At 65.5% G+C, this 19545-nt stretch carries 17 protein-coding genes; 10 read left to right on the top strand and 7 right to left on the bottom strand.

Annotated features, from left to right (window positions below):
* Positions 1-69: 69 nt before the first annotated feature.
* Positions 70-1704 carry an AMP-binding protein gene (locus JN302_RS12395; RefSeq protein ID WP_202312498.1) on the top strand — a complete coding sequence of 545 codons (1635 nt, stop codon included), beginning with the start codon at positions 70-72 and terminating at the stop codon, positions 1702-1704.
* Positions 1705-1788: 84 nt separating this feature from the next.
* Positions 1789-2289: a hypothetical protein gene (locus JN302_RS12400; RefSeq protein WP_202333049.1), complete on the top strand. Its 501-nt coding sequence runs from the start codon at positions 1789-1791 to the stop codon at positions 2287-2289.
* 871 nt (positions 2290-3160) lie between these two features.
* On the opposite strand, the gene JN302_RS12405 is transcribed toward JN302_RS12400, so the two are convergent.
* From JN302_RS12405 to JN302_RS12415, 3 genes are all read right to left on the bottom strand, one after another.
* Positions 3161-4321, bottom strand: a complete 1161-nt coding sequence (locus JN302_RS12405; protein WP_202333050.1) for a M20 aminoacylase family protein — start codon at positions 4319-4321, stop codon at positions 3161-3163.
* Positions 4322-4468: 147 nt separating this feature from the next.
* A complete protein-coding gene (locus JN302_RS12410; protein WP_202333051.1) occupies positions 4469-5752 on the bottom strand; it encodes a GNAT family N-acetyltransferase in 1284 nt (427 codons plus the stop codon).
* Entirely contained in the window at positions 5752-7161 is a 1410-nt protein-coding gene (locus tag JN302_RS12415) for an oligosaccharide flippase family protein (RefSeq protein WP_202333053.1), read from the bottom strand. Before JN302_RS12415 ends, JN302_RS12410 begins: the two co-directional genes overlap by 1 nt.
* 166 nt (positions 7162-7327) lie before the next feature.
* Here JN302_RS12415 and JN302_RS12420 point away from each other — a divergent pair, with 166 nt between their 5' ends.
* The 4 genes from JN302_RS12420 (at position 7328) to JN302_RS12435 (ending at position 10779) form a co-directional block, all read left to right on the top strand.
* Positions 7328-8449: a TRAP transporter substrate-binding protein gene (locus JN302_RS12420; protein WP_202312507.1), complete on the top strand. Its 1122-nt coding sequence runs from the start codon at positions 7328-7330 to the stop codon at positions 8447-8449.
* A 91-nt stretch (positions 8450-8540) separates the two neighbouring features.
* Entirely contained in the window at positions 8541-9188 is a 648-nt protein-coding gene (locus tag JN302_RS12425; protein WP_202312509.1) for a TRAP transporter small permease subunit, read from the top strand.
* Positions 9185-10606 (top strand): TRAP transporter large permease, encoded by a 1422-nt coding sequence (locus JN302_RS12430; protein ID WP_202333055.1) that lies wholly within the window; start codon positions 9185-9187, stop codon positions 10604-10606. Before JN302_RS12425 ends, JN302_RS12430 begins: the two co-directional genes overlap by 4 nt.
* Positions 10607-10611: 5 nt before the next feature.
* Entirely contained in the window at positions 10612-10779 is a 168-nt protein-coding gene (locus JN302_RS12435; protein ID WP_202312513.1) for a hypothetical protein, read from the top strand.
* A 39-nt stretch (positions 10780-10818) separates the two neighbouring features.
* Here the strand turns inward: JN302_RS12435 and JN302_RS12440 are convergent, their stop codons facing one another.
* The 3 genes from JN302_RS12440 to secA form a co-directional block, all read right to left on the bottom strand.
* The gene (locus JN302_RS12440; RefSeq protein ID WP_202333057.1) at positions 10819-11322 is read right to left on the bottom strand and encodes an RES family NAD+ phosphorylase; all 504 of its coding nucleotides are present in this window, start codon (positions 11320-11322) and stop codon (positions 10819-10821) included.
* A 2-nt stretch (positions 11323-11324) separates the two neighbouring features.
* Positions 11325-11675, bottom strand: a complete 351-nt coding sequence (locus tag JN302_RS12445; protein ID WP_202312517.1) for an MbcA/ParS/Xre antitoxin family protein — start codon at positions 11673-11675, stop codon at positions 11325-11327.
* A gap of 700 nt (positions 11676-12375) precedes the next feature.
* A complete protein-coding gene (gene secA / locus JN302_RS12450) occupies positions 12376-15105 on the bottom strand; it encodes a preprotein translocase subunit SecA (protein WP_202333059.1) in 2730 nt (909 codons plus the stop codon).
* A gap of 244 nt (positions 15106-15349) precedes the next feature.
* Between secA and JN302_RS12455 the strand changes: the two genes are divergently transcribed.
* A complete protein-coding gene (locus tag JN302_RS12455; protein ID WP_202333061.1) occupies positions 15350-16258 on the top strand; it encodes a peptidylprolyl isomerase in 909 nt (302 codons plus the stop codon).
* 168 nt (positions 16259-16426) lie between these two features.
* Here JN302_RS12455 and JN302_RS12460 read toward each other — a convergent pair whose 3' ends face one another.
* Positions 16427-16867, bottom strand: a complete 441-nt coding sequence (locus tag JN302_RS12460) for a hypothetical protein (RefSeq protein WP_244743254.1) — start codon at positions 16865-16867, stop codon at positions 16427-16429.
* A gap of 203 nt (positions 16868-17070) precedes the next feature.
* On the opposite strand from JN302_RS12460, the gene argJ reads away from it, so the two are divergent.
* Genes argJ through mutT form a run of 3 tightly spaced genes read left to right on the top strand, consistent with a single transcriptional unit; the run spans position 17071 to position 19507 of the window.
* Positions 17071-18312 carry a bifunctional glutamate N-acetyltransferase/amino-acid acetyltransferase ArgJ gene (argJ, locus tag JN302_RS12465; RefSeq protein ID WP_202333063.1) on the top strand — a complete coding sequence of 414 codons (1242 nt, stop codon included), beginning with the start codon at positions 17071-17073 and terminating at the stop codon, positions 18310-18312.
* Between the two features lie 11 nt (positions 18313-18323).
* Entirely contained in the window at positions 18324-19097 is a 774-nt protein-coding gene (locus JN302_RS12470) for a GNAT family N-acetyltransferase (RefSeq protein ID WP_202312523.1), read from the top strand.
* Positions 19094-19507 carry an 8-oxo-dGTP diphosphatase MutT gene (mutT, locus tag JN302_RS12475; protein WP_202333065.1) on the top strand — a complete coding sequence of 138 codons (414 nt, stop codon included), beginning with the start codon at positions 19094-19096 and terminating at the stop codon, positions 19505-19507. The genes JN302_RS12470 and mutT overlap by 4 nt, the downstream gene beginning before the upstream one ends.
* The last annotated feature ends 38 nt before the right edge of the window (positions 19508-19545 follow it).

Raw genomic sequence — 19545 nt, forward strand, 5'->3', positions numbered from 1 at the left:
AGGCTATGACGCAGTGCGGAATCGCGGCCGCCTGCCGCCGGCCCGCCATCAAGGGATCAGACGCGCACGATGCTCGAACGGCGTGACCGCTACGAAGACCTCTATCGCGACTTCCGCTGGACGATACCGGAGCGTTTCAACATCGGCACGGCCGTCGCCGACGGCTGGGCGGCGCGCGCGCCGGACCGTCCCGCGCTGTTCGACTACGATCCCTCGGGGCCGGCACGGACACTCAGCTTCGGCGCGCTCGCCGCGCAGTCCAACGCGCTTGCCAATGCGCTGCGCAAGCTCGGGGTGCGCCGCGGCGACCGCGTCGCGCTGCTCCTGCCGCAATGCTTCGAGACTGTCATCAGCCATGTCGCGATCTACAAGCTCGGCGCGATCGCGGTGCCGCTGGCATTGCTGTTCGGCGTCGAGGCGCTCGAATACAGGCTGCAGACGGCGGGCGTGAAGGCGATCATCACCAACGCGGCCGGCCACGCCAAACTCAAGCGCATCGGCGACCGGCTCCCCGATCTCCGGCATGTCGTCGTCGTCGAAGGAACGGATGGCGACGGCCTCGGTTTCCGCCGGCTGGTCGCCGACCATTCCAAGCATTTCCAGGCGGAGGATACGGGGCCCGACGATCCCGCGATGATGATCTTCACCTCGGGCACGACCGGCCCGCCGAAGGGAGCGCTGCACGGCCATCGGGTGCTGCTCGGCCACCTTCCCGGCGTGCAGATGGCCTATGAATTCCTGCCCGGGCAAGGCGACCTGATGTGGACGCCGGCCGACTGGGCGTGGGCAGGCGGGCTGCTCAACGCGCTGCTGCCGTCGCTCTATTTCGGGGTACCGGTCGTCGCGTCGCGTTTCGAGAAATTCGATCCGGAAAGCGCGCTGCTCCTGGCCGAACGGATGAAGGTGCGGACCGCCTTCATTCCGCCGACGGCGCTGAGGATGATGAAGGGCGTCAGCGGGATCGGGGCGCGCTTCAGCCTTGATCTTCGGGCAGTGTGCTCGGCGGGCGAGGCGCTCGGCCGCGAGACCTTCGATTGGGCAAGAACCGAACTCGGCCTCACGGTCAACGAGTTCTATGGCCAGACCGAATGCAATCTCGTGCTCGGCTCCTGCGGCGCGATCGGCATCAGCCGGGCCGGCGCGATCGGCCTGCCGGTGCCGGGGCATCGCGTCGCCGTCATCGACGGGGAGGGGCGCCGGGTGAAGACCGGCACTCCCGGCCAGATCGCCATCGCCCGTCCCGACCCGGTGATGTTCCTGGAATATTGGCGCAACGAGGAAGCGACGGCGAAGAAGTTCGTCGGCGACTGGATGACAACGGGCGACCAGGGGATCGAGGACGAGGACGGTTATGTTCATTTCTTCGGCCGCGACGACGACGTCATCACCTCGGCCGGCTTCCGCATTGGCCCGGGCGAGATCGAGGACTGCCTGACCGGACATCCGGCCGTCGCGCTCGCCGCCGCGGTGGGCAAGCCCGATACGCTGCGCACCGAGATCGTCAAGGCCTATGTCGTGTTGAAGGACGGTTTCGCCGCGTCGCCCGAACTCGCGGAGGAGATCAGGCTCTGGGTGCGCGAGCGGCTGTCGGCGCATGAATATCCGCGCGAGGTGGAGTTCGTCGATTCCATGCCGCTGACGACCACGGGCAAGGTGATCCGCCGCATCTTCAGGGACCGGGCGAAGAGAGAAGCCGCGGTGTGAACTGAAGGCTTCGTCCGCCGCGGTGAACTGAAGGGTTCGTCCGCCGCGGTGATGGCCTATTGGAACTTTACTGGGGGACTTCGAATGATGTTCAGAGCAATCGCGGTCGCTATCGCCCTTTTCGTGTTGACCGTGGCTGCTTCGACGGGATTGGGGCGGACGGCCGAATGGGACCGCTACAAAAACGGTCGCTATGCCTATTCGATCGACATGCCTCCGGGCTTTTCGGAGATTGTTGAGGCGGACAACGGCGATGGCGGCAAAGCCCATTCGGCCAAGGGAGATGCCGAGCTTGTCGTATGGGGCACGATCCTGACGGATCTGACGCTGAGGGAGGATGTTACCCAGCGCATTCTCTCGGATGAGGAGGAAGGCTGGAAGCTCGCCTATAGTGGCGGCAATGATGCTGGCTGGAACTGGTCCGCCACGCGTGAGGGACGCATCCTCTATGCGCGGGCGGTGCCGCTTTGCGCCGATGAGGCCGCCTATTTCCGCCTGGAATATCCGGCAGCCGACAGGAAGGCCTTCGATGCGGTGGTGGAACGGCTGGTCAGGAGCTTCGGCAGCTTCGAAGGCTGCGAGTAGGCTCCGCCTTTTTTGGTCCCGCCATTCTCTGGATCGGGATCCAGAAATGAAGTGCCGGTCTTCAGCCCGGCTGTCGCGCAACGGCAGTGCTTTTCGTCAAGAGCATCTATTCGCGGGCTGCTTGTCGACCAGCGCCAATTCTGTTTTCCTCCCCTCATTGACTATGAGGGGAGGTGTTTGACGTGGCTCGAAAGAATGCACCGTGTCCGGTCTGCAAGAAACCTGCACAGCACTCGGTAGAGCGCGATGGTGCCTGCGACGAGGTAGTGTGCTCCGATTGCGGCCGGTTTCGCTTGTCTGGAACATCGCGGCAGATGTTTGCCAGGCATCCAATCGCTGTACGGCGGCAGTCGCTGGCTCGTGCCCGGCTCCGCGCTCCGTATGGTTCAGTGCCGCTCGTCACCACCTACGATCTGCCATAATCTCCCGGCCGGCCGCTCGCTTCGTCACACGCGACGAGCACTTGTCCTTCCTTCAGGGCATCCGCGACTGCTTTCGATGCCGGTCATCATGGTGAGGCCAAGAGGATGGCAGTCTCGATGCGAGTACTCTTCCATCATGCCGTGCAGTCTCACTCCATCCTGGGGCAACTTGGCGAGCGCAGGCGAGCGATGGTCGACGCATCGTTTCCCTACGACCCCGCTGATCTTCTGACCCATCATGGGCTGGTGGGCCTTAGCGTTGGCGCGAGAGCGCAATACTTCGCTATGCTTGACAGCTCGGTCGTCCCTTTCCGCGCGAGGCGGAGTTCGTCGATTCCATGCCGCTGACGACCACGGGCAAGGTGATCCGCCGCATCTCCAGGGACCGGGCCAAAAGAGAAGCCGTGGTGAACTGACAGGCTCGCCGCGGCATGGCATTCAATTCGAGCTCACGACTGTGAAGCCGTCTCCACCAGGCGCAGCCAGTAGGAGACGCCGTGACGGATGGCGCTGTCGTCGAAGTCATAGGCCGGGTGATGGAGCCCGGCGCTGTCGCCATTGCCGAGGAAGATGATGGCGCCAGGCCGTTTCTCCAGCATGAAGGAAAAATCCTCTCCGCCCATGCGCGGCGGGGTGTCGTCGTTCACATTGCCCGGCCCCGCCACGTCGGCGGCCACCCTCGCGGCGAAAGCCGCGCGGCCGGGGTCGTTCGCGGTGATCGGATAGAGCCGCTCATAGACGGCACGGGCCGTGGCGCCGTGAAGTGCAGCCGTGCCCTCGGCGACCTGGACGAAGCGCGCTTCCACAAGATCCTGAACCTCGTGCCGCAAGGTCCTTGCCGTGCCGCGCAGCACCACCTTCTGCGGGATGATGTTGTGGGAGCCGTCGGCCTCGAAGCTGGTGATGGAAACGACGGCGGATTCCAGCGGATCGACATTGCGCGCCACCAGCGACTGCAACTGCGTGACGATGTGGCTGCCGACCAGGATCGGATCGACGCACAGATGCGGTCGCGCGGCATGGCCGCCGCGCCCCTCGATCTCGACCGTAAGCTTGTCGGCGGCGGCCATCAGCGGACCGGGCCGCAGCGCGAAGCGGCCGACGGCGAGACCGGGCATGTTGTGCATGCCGTAGACTTCCTCGATGCCGAAACGTTCCAGCAAGCCGTCCTCGATCATGGCCCGGGCGCCCGCGCCGCCCTCCTCGGCCGGCTGGAATATGACGACGACCGTGCCGGCGAAATCGCGGTCCCCGGCAAAGATGCGGGCCGCGCCGAGCAGCATCGCGGTGTGGCCGTCATGGCCGCAGGCATGCATCAGCCCGAACGTCTTCGATCGGTAGGGGAGGTTGGTCGTTTCCTCGATGGGCAAGGCATCCATGTCGGCCCTGAGGCCGATCACCTTGCCCGGCCGCGTTCCGCGGATGACGCCGACCACGCCGGTGCGGCCGATACCGCCGACGACTTCGTCGCAGCCGAACGCGCCGAGCAGGCGCTCCACGACGCCGGCGGTGCGATGCACGTCATAGAGAAGCTCGGGGTGCTCGTGGAAATCGTGACGCCAGGCGACGATGTCGGGGATGATCGCGTCGAGGTTGCGGGCAAGCGTCATGTGGCGTCGGGCTCCGGTTCGGTTTGCTCTACCGATCTTCTACCGCACCGGCCCGAAAATCCGACACGATTTTCGAAAGTGCGTTGTGCGGCTTCCGACGCGGCAGGGCTTGCGGCGTTGCGCCGCTGGGCAGGATCGGCCGCGCGTTCACTTCCGTCTCAGCAGGCCTTTCACGCGGTTGCGCAAGGTGCGGGCCAGCTTGCGGGTCTCGCTGTAGAGATGGAGCTGCGAGGCGGCCTGGCGTGTCGCCCGGTCGGCGTCAGGCGTCAGGCCGACAACGAAAGTGGCGAGGGGCTTGCGCTCGCTCCATAGCCGGCTCATGACCGGATGGTCGGGCACTGCGCAGGAATCGGTCGCCTCGATGTTGGGGTCCTCGAGATGCTGCCGGGTGACCTCGATCATCAGGAGCGTGCCGGGCGAATAGGTGGCGAGGGCCTCGTCATAGGCCGTCTTCCACGTATAGGCGATGCCGGCCTCGACGAAGACGATGAGGCAGGCGATGACCTTGCCGTCGAGGACGAGCGAATGGACCCGGCAGATGTCGAGCTCTGCGAGCCTGTCGACGGCTTCGCGCGCGAAGGCGGCGCGGAAGCGGTCGATCGCCATGGCGGTGCGCTCGCGGCCCTTCCAGCCGGCGGCTTCGAGGGTGAGGAAGGCTTCGACGCCGAGCCTGATCTCGTCGGTGGTGCGCGCGACGCAGTGCTCCAGCGTGCCCGTATCGGCGAGCCTGCGCTTCAGCCGGCGGAATTCGCGCAGATGGTGCGGGCTGAGCGACTGCCTGAGATAGGCGTCGCCGTCGAGCTCGCTGGCGAGATAGGGGCGCTCGACCTTGTTGACGACTGCGAGCGGCAGGCCGCGTGTTTCGGCCACCGCGCTCAGCAGGCTGGCGACCGGGCCGTCGAGCGGCATGTCGGGCAGGACGAAGACCTTGGGCAGCTTGAGATGCGGCCGCGCCAGCATGGAGAAGAAATCCTCCAGCACGCCCGCCGGGTCGTCACGATCGAGCAGCGGGGTTCCGAGCGGCCCGAACGGGCTCGACCAGGTGCGCATGATCGGCACGGCGATCGGGATCGGCGGCTTCTCGATGGAGAAGGGCACCAGCAGCCGCAGCCGGTTGCGATATTCGTTGCCGTCGCGAATGACGGCGAGCCGCACCTCCCGGTCCTCCAGCCGCGGCATGGCCGGCGCCAGGAAGCGCGGATTGAAGAAGACGTTGGGCTCGACCGTGCGGCGGCAGAGATGATCGAGCTCCTCGACCATCTCGAACCCGGCGGAGGCGGCGTAGACGGCGAGCCGGCGCAGTGGCCGATCGTCGACGAGCAGCTCGATGAGGGCGTCATCGACAGGTTCGCCGGCAAGACCGGCAAGACTGGCGACCATCGGGCCGGAAGAGCTGCTATTCAATTCCTCGAGCAGGGGCACGGCGGCCATCAGCGGGCCTCCTTTGCGGGATGTGCGGGAAGGAACACGGCCATGACGATGCCCAGCCGGCGCCAGACAGTGAAGGAAAGCGCGGCCGCCTCGAAGACCATGGCGCCGGCGGTGGCGACCGCCGCGCCCCACAGGCCGATGCGGGGAATGAGCAGCACGCTCAGCGCCACGTTGACGGCGAGCGTCAGGGCATAGACGAAGGCGCAGACATTCTGGTTGCCGCTCATGGTGAGCAGGCTTTCGCACGGGCCGACGGCGGCGCGCGCGACGACGCCGGCGACAAGCAGGAAGAGCAGCGGATAGCCGGCATCGAAGCCTGGGCCGAACAGCATGAGCATCGGCTTGCCCAGCGCCAGCACCACGAGGGCCATCAGCAGCGACGGCCAGAAGGTCCAGGAGACGGTCTCGCGGGCGAAGGCCGCGAGCTTCCCGCTGTCGCCATGTGTGAACTGCGCATAACGCTGCGCCACGCCCGCCTTCACCGCGAAATAGACGAAATGCACGAGGGCGAGCGTCTTGACCGTCGCGAAATAGACGGCGACGGCGTTGGGCTCCATGAAGGCGCCGACCATCAGCACATCGGCATTGGTGAGCAGGAAGAAGAAGCTTTCGACCAGGAAGATCGGCAGCGAGATGGCGATCCAGCGGCCGTAGCGCATGCGGACGGGGCCGGCCGGGAGGAGGCGGCCGATGCGGGCGGTCACCCGCAGAAGCTGGATCAGCGTGGTGGCGTAGGTGGCGAGGATCGCCGCGATCAGCGCCGTCCTGGCATCGGGAGCGTAGCCGGCGACGATCGCGCCGGCCATGAACAGGAGGATGAGCAGCGGCCGCTCGATATAGGTCGGCGCCAGCGCGGCGATCGCCCAGCTATGCGCGCGCGAGATGCCCTGCAGCAGGTCGGACATCGCGATCATCGGCAGGCAGATCATGCCGAGGATGAAGGGAACGACATAATAGGGCTCGATCGCGGCCGACAGCACATGGACGCCGGCTATGCCGAGCGCCGCGAAGACGGTGGAAGCGAGGAGCACGACCAGGCGGCTGGCGACGAGCACGCCGCGCAGCTCGGGAAGCATCCCCTTTTCCCGGTACTCCGGCACGAAGCGGATCACCGAGGTATGGAAGCCGAGGCAGGACAGGTTGCCGGCGAGGATCATCGCCGTCCACACCAGCACGAAGATGCCGTATTCGAAGCCGCCCATCCAGCGGGCGAGCAGCACCTGGCTGAGGAATGCGATGGCCGCGCTGACGACGCGGATCGCGAAGGCGATGACCGACATGCGGCTCGCCTCGCCGCGCTCGTCGGCCCGGAAAAGGATGTCGTCGACACGGCGGAGCAGCGGGCGCATGCGGAGCGCAAGGCGCTCCGGCAGCAACCTGTCGGCCGTCGTTGCTGCGGAAAATCGCAACGCGAGACTTCCCCGTTTTCCGTCGATGGCGAACTCCTAGCGCGAAGTCTTTAAGAAACGGTGGCAGGTCGCCAGCGGCAGGCAATGCGGCTCCGGTCTTGCAACCGGTCGAGCTTCGCCTATTCTGTTCTACAAAACCGATAAAACAAAGCCAGGGAGGAACATGATGAACAGCAACAAACTGTCGCGCAGGCGCTTTCTCAAGGGTTCGACCGTGGCCGGCGGCGCGGCCGTCGCCTCAGGTCTGGCCGCCCCCGCCGTGCTGGCGCAGGCACCGGTCACTTTGAAGATGCAGTCATCCTGGCCGGCCTCGGACGTGTTCCAGGAAATGGCGCAGCAATATGTCGAGCGTGTGCAGGAAATGTCCGGCGGCCGCATCAAGATCGACCTCTTGCCGGCCGGCGCCGTCGTCGGGGCCTTCCAGGTGCAGGACGCCTGCCATGACGGAACCATCGATGCGGCCCATACGGTGCCGGTCTACTGGTACGGCAAGAACAAAGCCGCCTCGCTGTTCGGAACGGGCCCGGTCTTCGGCGCCGATGCCAACCAGATGATCGCCTGGCTCTATCACGGCGGCGGCTACGAGTTCTATCGCGAGCTCACGCAGGACATTCTCGGCCTGAACGTGGTCGGGTTCCTGTCCTTCGGCATGCCGGCCCAGCCGCTCGGCTGGTTCAAGAACGAGATCACCGACGCGAACCAGCTGCAGGGGCTGAAATACCGCACCGTGGGCCTCGCAGCCGATCTTTTTCAGGCGATGGGCGCGAGCGTGGCACAGCTGCCCGGCGGCGAGATCGTGCCGGCCATGGAACGCGGGGTGATCGACGGCTTCGAATTCAACAACCCGACCTCGGACATGCGTTTCGGAGCGCAGGACGTTGCCAAGAACTACATGCTTTCGTCCTACCATCAGGCCAGCGAGTCCTTCGAATACATCTTCAACAGGGACAAGTTCGAGAGCTTGCCGCCGGACTTGCAGGCCATCCTGAAGTATGGGGTCGAAGCCGCGCATCTCGCCAACTACGCCCTGGCCATGAACCAGTATTCCGCGGACCTTCAGAAGCTCGCGACCGAAGCCGGGGTCAATGTGAAGCGGACGCCGGACGAGGTGCTCGAGGCGCAGCTGGCCGCCTGGGACAAGATCCTGCCGCCGCTGATGGAGGACCCCTTCTTCGCCAAGGTCGTCGAAAGCCAGAAGGCCTGGAGCGAGAGGGTGGTCTACTACAGCCTGCAGAACGCGCCCGACTACGAACTCGCCTACCGGCACTATTTCCCGGGCAAGATCTGAGCCGGGCAGATCTCCAATACCGGTGACCGGCAGGGTGATCCTTGCCGGTCTTGCGCCATCGAAATCCGCCGGGTGATCGAGCGAAATTGCCGTGGAGAACTACATAGTCTTCGCCGACAGACTGTCGGCCTGGTTCGGGAAGGTCTTCGCATGGAGCGTCATGATCATGACGCTCGGCGTCGGCTACGAGGTCGTGGTGCGCTACCTGTTCCGCGCGCCGACGCCCTGGGCATTCGACTTGTCCTACATGATGTACGGGACGATGTTCATGATGGCGGGAGCCTATGCGCTGTCGCGGGACAGCCATGTGCGGGGCGATTTCCTCTACCGGCTGTGGAGGCCGCGGACCCAGGCGGCGGTTGAGCTGGTCCTCTATATTCTCTTCTTCTTCCCGGCAGTGCTTGCCCTCATCTTCGCCGGCTGGAAATATGCCGGCCGCTCGTGGCGCTATCTGGAAGTCAGCACCATGAGCCCGGCCAACATCCCGATCTTCCAGTTCAAATCCGTCATCGTCGCCGCGGGGATCCTGCTGCTGATCCAGGGCGTGGCGCAGGTTTTCCGCTGCATCCTGTGCCTTCGCTCGGGCGCATGGCTGCACGCCGCCGCCGATGTCGAGGAGACCGAGAAAATTCTCATGGAAACCAAGACCCTCGAGGTGCTCGAGCACGGTTCCGAAGCGGTCGACATTCCTGCCGGCACGGTCGACAGGCCGGACGACGAGCGAGGATCATCCCGATGAGCGATCCCATCGTCGCCGTGGTGATGCTGCTCATCCTCATCCTCGCGATATTCCTCGGTTTTCCCGTCGCCTTCACGCTCGCCGCCCTCGGCGTCGCCTTCGGCTACTATGCCTATTTCGACGCCGCCCGCATGTGGGGCAGCTATCATCGCGCCGTCGAAGCCGCTGCCGACGACTGGACGCAGATGGAAGCCTGGATCGGCGGATTCTTCAACAACCGGATCTTCGACCTGTTCGTCAACCAGACCTATTCGGTCATGTCGAACGACGTGCTGACCGCCATCCCCCTGTTCCTGTTCATGGGCTACGTGGTCGAGCGGGCAAACATCGTCGACCGCCTGTTCAGCACGCTGTTCATTGCATCGCGCCGCATTCCCGGCTCGATGGCGGTGGCGGCGCTCGTCACCTGCACGCTGTTCGCCACAGCCACGGGCATCGTCGGCGCCGTGGTGACCCTGATGGGGCTTCTTGCCCTTCCCGCGATGCTGAAGGCGAAATACGACGTCCGCTATGCATCCGGGGTGATCTGCGCCGGCGGAACGCTGGGCATCCTGATCCCGCCGTCGATCATGCTGATCGTCTATGCCGCCACGTCCGGTGTCTCCGTGGTGCGCATGTATGCGGCTGCGCTCATTCCCGGCCTGATGCTCGCCGGCCTTTATCTCGCCTATGTGGTGGGCCGCGCCGTGCTGCAACCCGGCCTCGCGCCGAAGCCGACCAGGGAGCAGGTGGGCGATCATTCCGCCCTCGAGATCGCCTGGATGATGCTGATCTCCTTCGTGCCGCTCGCCGTGCTGATCCTGGCGGTGCTCGGCGCGATACTGTTCGGCATAGCAACGCCCTCGGAAGCGGCCGCCGTCGGCGCGATCGGCGGGCTGCTGCTGGCTGTCGCCTACAGGGCGCTCACCTGGCAGAGGCTGAAGGAATCCGTCTATCTCACCGCCAGAACCTCGGCGATGGTGTGCTGGCTCTTTGTCGGCTCCGCGACCTTCGCCTCGGTTTTCGCCTATCTGGGCGGCCAGCAACTGATCAGCGACTTCGTGACCGGCCTCGACATATCGCCCCTGATGTTCCTGCTGGTCGCGCAGCTGATCATCTTCATCCTCGGCTGGCCGCTGGAGTGGACGGAGATCATCGTGATCTTCATCCCGATCTTCCTGCCCCTGCTGCCGCATTTCGGCATCGATCCGCTGTTCTTCGGCGTTCTCGTCGCCGTCAACCTGCAGACGGCATTCCTGTCGCCGCCCATGGCCATGTCGGCCTATTATCTGAAAGGCATCGCGCCCGATCACGTCACGCTTCCCGACATCTTCCGCGGGATGATGCCCTACCTGCTGATCGTGATCCTGTGCATGGTGATCATCTATCTCGTTCCCGACACCGTCCATTGGCTCCCGAGCCTCATCTACGGGAGGTGACCGGCATGACCACCAACCGTCTCATGGCCGCCCTGGCATTCGCCGTCTTCACGGCATTCCTGGCGGTTGTCGGGTTTCGCGTCGGGCGCCTGGATCTGGCCATCGTCATCGTCATCAGCCTGGCGCTGGCGGCCTATGACCTGTGGGGCCAGCTCGGAAGGCGCAGACGCTGAGCACGCCGTAGCGGCACACAGGAGGCCGGCGTAAGGTCCCTATCGGGAAAGGCGCTTCTCGCCGTCGATCAGGACGAGCCGGGAGGGGGCGGCGTCGCTCCACCGCCACAGGACGAGATTGACGTCCTCGACGGTCGCGCCCGGTGCGAAGCTCCTGACGAGCAGGCCGTTATGGCCCGAGGCAACCAATCGCCGTGCGAAGGTCTGTGTCGGCGCTTCCCCCGTCGTTTTCATCCGGTCGCGCCAGGAACTGTCGGCGAGGCCGGCAAGATCCATGCCCTCTGCGTCCAGGGCAGCTTCATTCCGTGTGTCGAAAACGCCATCGATCTGCGCGTCATAGGAGACGAGGGTCGTCGGCTGGAGATTTCCGGCCTGATTGGCCTCCCGTAGCGCCGTCATCACGGAAAGGGACAGATAGAGCGCCGGCATGCCTCTCGGGTTGAACCTGCCGCCATAGAGTTCTGCCCCGCGCCCCGACAAGGGCTCGCGCGCATGAATCGGGTTCAGCGCACGATAGAGCTTGCCCTCGTAGCGGCCCGCCACGTTCAGGCGTGAACGCCCGCGTCGACGGCATCGATATAGTCGAGCACGTCGTCGGCCCGGCCGCCGCGCACGAGCTGCATCGCCGTCTGGCCGGAAAAGCCGGGCAGGGGTTCCGACCGGTACCAGGCATAGGCCATCAGCGAGGAGCCGAAACGGGGCTCGACCTTGTTGATGATCTCGATCATCTCGCGCAGCCGGCGCTGCGTCTTATCCGACCGTACCCTGTCCTTGCGCTGCACCGCGTCCTTGCCGAGCCCCGCGGTCCGGGCGACTTCCTCGCTCGTCGTGCGGAAGGCGTCCGCGATCTTGCGCGGCGCGAAAAACCCGTCGTCGGAATATTGGATCAAGCCCATTTCGGGCCTCCTATTGCGAAAGAAGACGCTGTTTCTGACGCAATATGGCGTCAAAATGCGAGGCATTCAAGTCGCCGGAACACGGCGGTGGGGGAGGGTGAAAACAAATAGCCCGGCGGCCGTGGGACCGCCGGGCCATTTGTTTGCCGTGCCTACAGCGTGTTGCGTGAAACGGATGACGGTACACGACAGTAGTCGGGACGGCATGACATGCTGGATACATCGAAGGTCGAGAGTGTTCGGACCCACCACATCATGGCGCCCTCGGCTACCCGAGGGCTGGATCAATTCCAGCAAAAGTGCGCATCGGTTTGGCATCCCGGAAACAGCGCCGCCCTATCTTCGTCATTCTCGGGCCCGAGCCTGCGCGAAGCGTGGGCGAGGTGACCCGAGAATCCGTGCCGTGAAATCGCGGACGACTGCTTCGGTGCAAAGCGGGCTTGGGCAGGTGGATAGGGGAGCCATCCTCTTCCTCGACCGTCTCCGGCCTTCGGGTCGGTCACGGCATGGATCCACGGGTCATCGCGCCCTGCGCTTCGCTGCGTGCGCTCGCCCGTGGATGACGAAGCGGATATGTTGCCGCCCGCGACCATTCTGTCGTGTACTGTGGCGGTCCTCACCGGACGCTTACGTAGGCCTTTGATTTAACGCATGTCTTTGTCCCGAAACCGGTACCCACTTTCGGGAGACATGCTCCAGCCTACGCGAAGGCGCCGTGGCAGTGCTTGTATTTCTTGCCCGAGCCGCAGGGGCAGGCCTCGTTGCGGCCGATCTTGCCCCAGGTCCTGGGATTGTTCGGATCGCGCTCTTCGGCCGGGACGACGCGCATCGTCTCCTGCCGGACGGCGATGGCCGTGTCGCCGCCGAAATCGTCCTCGCCGGTGGAGCCGTCGGCATGGTGGCCGTGCATTTCCGGCGTCTGCAGGGGCGGCGCCTCCGCCGCCTCGCGCACCAGTTCGACGCGCATCAGCTGTGCCGTCACCGCCTGGCGCAGATTGCCGAGCAGCGCCTGGAACAGCTCGAAGGCCTCGGATTTGTATTCGTTGAGCGGGTCGCGCTGGGCATAGCCGCGGAAGCCCACCACCGAACGCAGATGGTCGAGATTGACCAGGTGCTCGCGCCAGAGATGGTCGAGCGTCTGCAGGACGACGGAGCGCTCGACATAGGTCATGATCTCGGGCCCGAAACGCTCCGCGCGATCCCTGGCCGCATCGTCGGTGAGCCTTGTGAGGCGCTCGCGGATATCGTCCTCGGCGATGCCTTCTTCCTTGACCCAATCCTCGATCGGCGCGTCGAGATTGAGATATTGCTGTGCGCCGGCCTGCAGGCCGGCCGCGTCCCACTGCTCGGCATAGGCCGTTTCGGGGATGTGCTTGGCCACCAGATCCTCGATCACGTCGGAGCGCATCTCGGCGACCGTCTCGGACAGGTTCTCGCCGTCCATCAGTTCCAGGCGCTGCTCGAAGACCACCTTGCGCTGGTCATTCATGACGTCGTCATATTTGAGCAGGTTCTTGCGGATGTCGAAGTTGCGCGCCTCGACCTTCTTCTGCGCCTTCTCCAGGGCCTTGTTGATCCAGGGATGGATGATCGCCTCGTCCTCCTTGAGGCCGAGCTTCTGCAGCATGCCGTCCATGCGTTCCGAGCCGAAGATGCGCATCAGGTCGTCCTGCAGCGACAGGAAGAACTTCGAACGGCCGGGATCGCCCTGGCGGCCGGAGCGGCCGCGCAACTGGTTATCGATGCGGCGCGATTCATGGCGCTCGGTGGCGAGCACGTAGAGGCCGCCGGCGGCCAGCGCCTGTTCCTTCAGGCGCTGCACGTCGACGCGGATCGCCTTCTCCTTCTCGTCGCGCTCTGCTCCGGGCTGGATTTCGGCCAGCTCCTGGGCGATGCGCATGTCGGCATTGCCGCCGAGCTGGATGTCGGTGCCGCGGCCGGCCATGTTGGTGGCGATGGTGATCGCGCCCGGCTTGCCGGCCTGGGCGACGATGAAGGCTTCCTGCTCGTGGTAGCGGGCATTGAGCACCTGGAAGTCCTTGATGCCCTCCTTGCGCAGGCGATCGGCCAGATGCTCGGACTTTTCGATGGAGGTGGTGCCGACCAGAATCGGCTGGCCCTTGGCATTCGCCTCGCGGATCTCGTTGACGATCGCCTTGTACTTCTCCTCGACGGTCCGATAGACCTCGTCGTCCTCGTCCTTGCGGCGGACGGGCAGATTGGTCGGGATCTCGACCACGTCGAGATTGTAGATGTTGCCGAATTCCTCCGCTTCCGTCGCCGCGGTGCCGGTCATGCCGGCAAGCTTCCCGTACATGCGGAAATAGTTCTGGAAGGTGATCGAGGCCAGCGTCTGGTTCTCGGGCTGGATCGCCACGTGTTCCTTGGCTTCGAGCGCCTGGTGAAGGCCTTCCGAATAGCGGCGGCCCGGCATCATGCGGCCGGTGAATTCGTCGATGATGACGATCTCGCCGTTGCGGACGATGTAGTCCTTGTCCTTCTGGAACAGGCGGTGCGCCTTCAGCGCGTTGTTGACGTGGTGCACCATGGCGATGTTCTCGACGTCGTAGAGGTGCTCGCCCTTGAGCAGCCCGGCCGCGCCCAGCAACTGCTCGACCCTTTCCGTTCCCTCTTCGGTGAAGGTGGCGGTGCGCTGCTTCTCGTCGACCTCGAAGTCGGACGGCTGGAGCTGCAGGATGAAACGGTCGACCGTATTGTACATTTCCGACCGATCCTCCAGCGGGCCGGAGATGATCAGGGGTGTGCGCGCCTCGTCGACCAGGATCGAGTCCACCTCGTCGACGATCGCGAAATTGTGACCGCGCTGCACCATCTGCGCGCGCTCATATTTCATGTTGTCGCGCAGATAGTCGAAGCCAAGCTCGTTGTTGGTGGCGTAGGTGACGTCGCAGGCATAGGCCGCGCGGCGTTCCTCGTCGGAGAGCCCATGCACGATGATGCCGGTGGTGAGCCCGAGGAACGAATAGATGCGCCCCATCCATTCGGCGTCGCGCCTGGCCAGATAGTCGTTGACCGTGACGACGTGGACGCCCTTGCCGGACAGCGCGTTGAGATAGACCGGAAGCGTGGCGACGAGCGTCTTGCCCTCGCCGGTGCGCATCTCGGCGATGTCGCCGGAATGAAGCACCATGCCGCCGATGAGCTGGACGTCGAAAGGCCTGAGGCCCAGCACGCGCTTGGCCGCCTCGCGCACCGTGGCGAAAGCGGGGACGAGCAGATCGTCGAGCGAGGCTCCGTTGGCGACGTCCTGGCGGAACTGGTCGGTGCGGGCCCTGAGTTCGGCATCGGAGAGAGCCGCGATCTCGTTCTCCATGGCGTTGATCGCTTCCACCCGGGGCCGCATCGATTTGACGCGGCGGTCGTTGGAGGAACCGAAGATCTTGCGCGCTAGGCCGCCGAAACTGACCATCAAAGGTCCTTTCAATTCCACAAAGCCGACGTGGCCCGGTGGGCCGTACCCGCAGCATTTGTATGAGTATGCAGGTCATATAACAGAAAAGCGCCCGGAAATCGCTTCTGGACGCCAAGGTGAAGGACAGATAAGAGGGGCCCCCGGCGATGTCAACGTGGCAAAGCCAGCCTCGCCCGAGCGAAATTCCGCCCTATTTCCCGCCTTTCAGGTGTCGTCAGTACCCGAACCGGAGCACCCTCGCATGCCATTCTCGATCCGCCGCGTGTCGATCGCGCCCTTCGTTCTTGCCGCCGGCCTGATCGGAGCCGCGGCCATGCCCGGCCTCGCTCAGGAGACCGCCAAGCCCGACGCCGCGCAGGCGGCTGCCCAGCCCGACCCCAACAAGGTGGTCGCCACCGTCGGCGGCAAGTCGATCACCGAGGCGGATCTGGCGCTGGCCGAGAGCGATCTCGATCAGCAGTTCGCCCGCCTTCCGGCGGAACAGCGCCGCGCCGCCGCGCTGTCTGCGATCATCGAGATCCAGCTGGTCGCGGCCGATGCGGAGGCCAAGGGCCTCGACAAGGATCCCGAGTTCCAGCGGCGCATGGCGTTCCTGAAGCAGAGGGCGCTGCATGCGGCGCTGATCGATGCCGAGGTTGCCGGCAAGATCACCGACGAGGAGGTCCGCGCCCGCTACGACAAGGAGATCGCCGCCACGCCGCCGGCCAACGAGGTCAGGGCCCGGCATATCCTGGTCAAGACCCAGGAGGAGGCCCAGGACGTCGTCAAGCGGCTCGACGCCGGCGAGAAGTTCGAGGACATCGCCAAGGATAAGTCGACCGACCCCGGCTCAGGCGCCAATGGCGGCGACCTCGGCTATTTCGGCGCCGGCCAGATGGTGCCGGAATTCGAGAAGGCGGCCTTCGCCCTCGAGGTCGGCAGCTACACCAAGGAGCCGGTCCAGTCGCAGTTCGGCTGGCACGTCATCAAGGTCGAGGACAAGCGCGCCCAGCAGCCGCCGGCATTCGAGCAGGTCAAGGAGCAGTTCCGCTCGCTCATCCTACGCGAGAAATACATAGCGCTGGTCCAGTCGCTGCGCGAGAGCGGCAAGGTCGAGATCGCCGATCCCGAACTGAAGAAGGCCGTCGACGAAACCGAGAAGGCGCAATAGCCGCAATGCATTCGGCGGCCGGGTATCGGCCGGCCGCCGCCCATCGATCCTGGGCCGGCATCCGCAGCGGCCACAGCGGAGCGGCTCGCTTTCATGCCGGGCGTGCCTGACCGGCACGAAGACACCCGCGCGACAAATGCGCGGTGTGCCGCGAGAGACATGCAACGCTCATAAAGACTGTTCGGGGACCTGCTCGCGCGCCGCAAAGCGCATGGCGAATGGGCGTCCGGCGATTGCGCCGCCGAGGCTGTCGGTGAGCTTCAGGGGGAGTTGCCGATCGAGCGCGGCCAGAACCGACGCGACGAAGGCACGTCGTTGAGCTTCGCTGCCTGAAAGCCTGGACCAGGTCGCCCGCGGCTTGCCGATGAGGCTGCCGTCCCGCCGCAGCGAAAAGGTAAGCGTGATCTCCATGCCTGCGCTTCCGGGCGGCGGCTGCCAGCAGGCGTAGAGGGCTGCCCATAGTTCGTTCAGCGTGTTGACCGGCTCCGGGCTGCCACAACCCGGCTCGCCTGCACTTGCATCGCCCATGGCGAGGGCGAAGGCGAGGCAGGCGAGGCCGAGCCGCAGGCCCGCCACGACATGTTTTCCCTTCGGCGCGCCGGCCCGCATGCTGGCCTCCCTGAAAGGCTTGCCCCGAGGATGGTCCGCAACCATGGCATGGAACAGGGGGGAAGGCGAGGCAGCGGGCAACTTTCCTGCGAACCATGACATGGATCGGAATCCTGGCGCTGTCTGGGCCAAAACGCCTTGCGCGCGTCGCGCCTCTGGGGCAAACGAGGCCTTCTTCAGCCATTCACCCGCCGAGGGCCTCGATGTCGACTGCCGTTTCCCCGCTCGCTCCGAAATCCCAGCCGAAAATGCCCGCGATCGAGGGGGTGCGGATCGCCACCGCCGAGGCCGGCATCAAGTACAAGAACCGCACCGACCTTCTGGTGATGGCCTTCGACGAGGGCACGCAGGTGGCCGGCGTCTTCACCCGCTCCAAATGCCCGTCCGCGCCGGTCGATTTCTGCCGGCAGAATTTGCCTGACGGCAAGGCGCGCATGCTGGTGGTGAACTCCGGCAACGCCAACGCCTTCACCGGCAAGAAAGGGCGCGAAACGACCGACATGACGGCGCAGGCGGCCGCCAAAGCGTCGGGCTGCAGGCCGGGCGACGTCTTCCTCGCTTCGACCGGCGTCATCGGCGAGCCGCTCGACGCCGGCCGTTTCAGCCACCTGATCGCCGACATGACCAGGCGCGCCGAGCCCGGCCTGTGGAAGGAGGCCGGCCAGGCGATCATGACCACGGACACCTATCCGAAATATGCAACGGCCACGGTGAGGCTCGGCGATGCCGACGTCACCATCAACGGAATTGCCAAGGGCGCCGGCATGGTGGCGCCCGACATGGCCACGATGCTCTCCTTCATCGCCACCGATGCGCCGATCGCCGCGGGAGTGTTGCAGGACATGCTGTCGAAGGGCGTCGGCAAGAGCTTCAATTCGGTCACCGTGGACAGCGACACCTCGACCAGCGACACGCTGCTTCTCTTCGCGACCGGCGCGGCCGGGCGGCGCGGCGCGCCCGAGATCAGCGAGCCCAACGATGCGCGCCTCGCCCAGTTCCGCCGGGCGCTCAACCGCATCCTGAAGAACCTCGCGTTGCAGGTCGTGCGTGACGGCGAAGGGGCGCGCAAGCAGGTCGAGGTGACGGTGACAGGGGCGAAGTCGGCGCGCTCGGCCAAGCGCATCGCCCTTGCGATCGCCAACTCGCCTCTCGTCAAGACTGCCGTCGCCGGCGAGGACGCCAATTGGGGCCGCGTTGTCATGGCCGTCGGCAAGGCCGGCGAGCCGGCCGACCGCGACCTGCTGTCGATCTGGTTCGGCGACAACCGCCTCGCCCATAATGGCGAGCGCGATCCGGATTACTCGGAAGCGGCGACCTCGGCCTATATGAAACGCGACGAGATCGTCATCCGCGCCGATATCGGCATCGGCCGGGGCAAGGCGACGGTGTGGACCTGCGACCTCACCAAGGAATATGTCGCCATCAACGGCGATTATCGCAGCTGAGCCCGGGAGAGATGGCGGAGAACCCCGAACTGCCGCTGGTCCGCCGCTTCGAAGCGGCGGGTTTCCGTGCCTGGCCGGCGGCCTCCGTCCAGTATGACGGGACCTGGGCGATCCGCCTGACGGCGGGACATCCGGCAAAGCGGCTCAACTCCGTCAACCCGCTCGATCCGGGCGACCTCACCAGCCTCAACGAGCGCATCGGCCGCGCCGGGCGTCGTTTCGAGGCCTGCGGGCGGCCGCTGACCTTCCGCATGTCGCCACTATCGGGCGCGCGGCTCAATGCGCATTTCGATGCGCTGGGCTGGAGCGTCTTCGGTGAATCGATCGTCATGTGGCTTGGTCTCGGCAACGCTCCCGAGGTCGAGAAGGCCATCGACCAGATCCCGCTGAAGGATACCGGCCGCTTCCTGCGCGCCGCCGCCAGGACGCATCGTCTCGGCACGACGCTCAGGCCCGGCCTGTCCGAGATCATCGGCGCGATCCGGGCGGAGGCCGGCCTCTTCGTGCTGGAGGACGAGGGTGAGCCCGCGAGCTCGCTGATCTGCGTCCACGATGCCGAACTCGCCGGTCTGTTCGAGGTCGCCACCGCGGACGACCGGCGCGGCAAGGGCTTTGCCCGCCGATCCATCCTGTCGGCCCTGAAATGGGCGAAGCTGCGCGGCGCGCGCCAGGCCTGGCTGCAGGTCGAGGCCGACAATAGGGCTGCCATCGGCCTCTACCGCTCGCTCGGCTTCGCCGACGTCTACCGCTACCGCTATCGCCAGCCGCCGGGTGCCCCGTCATGACCGAAACGCCGAAGAAGATGGTGCTCGTGGCGGCCTGCGCCCTGGTCGATGCCGACGGGCGCGTGCTCATCGCGCAGCGCCCGGAAGGGAAGTCGCTGGCCGGGCTGTGGGAATTTCCCGGCGGCAAGATCGAGCCCGGCGAGACGCCGGAGGAGGCCGTGGTGCGGGAACTGGCCGAGGAGATCGGCGTCGAGACCAGGGTCGCCTGCCTGGCGCCGCTCACCTTCGCCAGCCACAGCTACGAAACGTTCCATCTGCTGATGCCGCTGTTCGTGTGCCGGCGCTTCTGGGGCACGCCGGTGGCCAAGGAGGTGCAGGCGTTGAAATGGGTGAGGCCGCGCCAGTTGCGCGACTATCCGATGCCGCCGGCGGACGCGCCGCTCATTCCCTTCCTGATCGACCTACTCTGATGGCGGCGGCCTGGCGACAGGCGTCCGTGCACCAACCG

This window comes from Mesorhizobium sp. L-8-3, assembly GCF_016756615.1.
In the GTDB taxonomy this organism is placed as follows: domain Bacteria; phylum Pseudomonadota; class Alphaproteobacteria; order Rhizobiales; family Rhizobiaceae.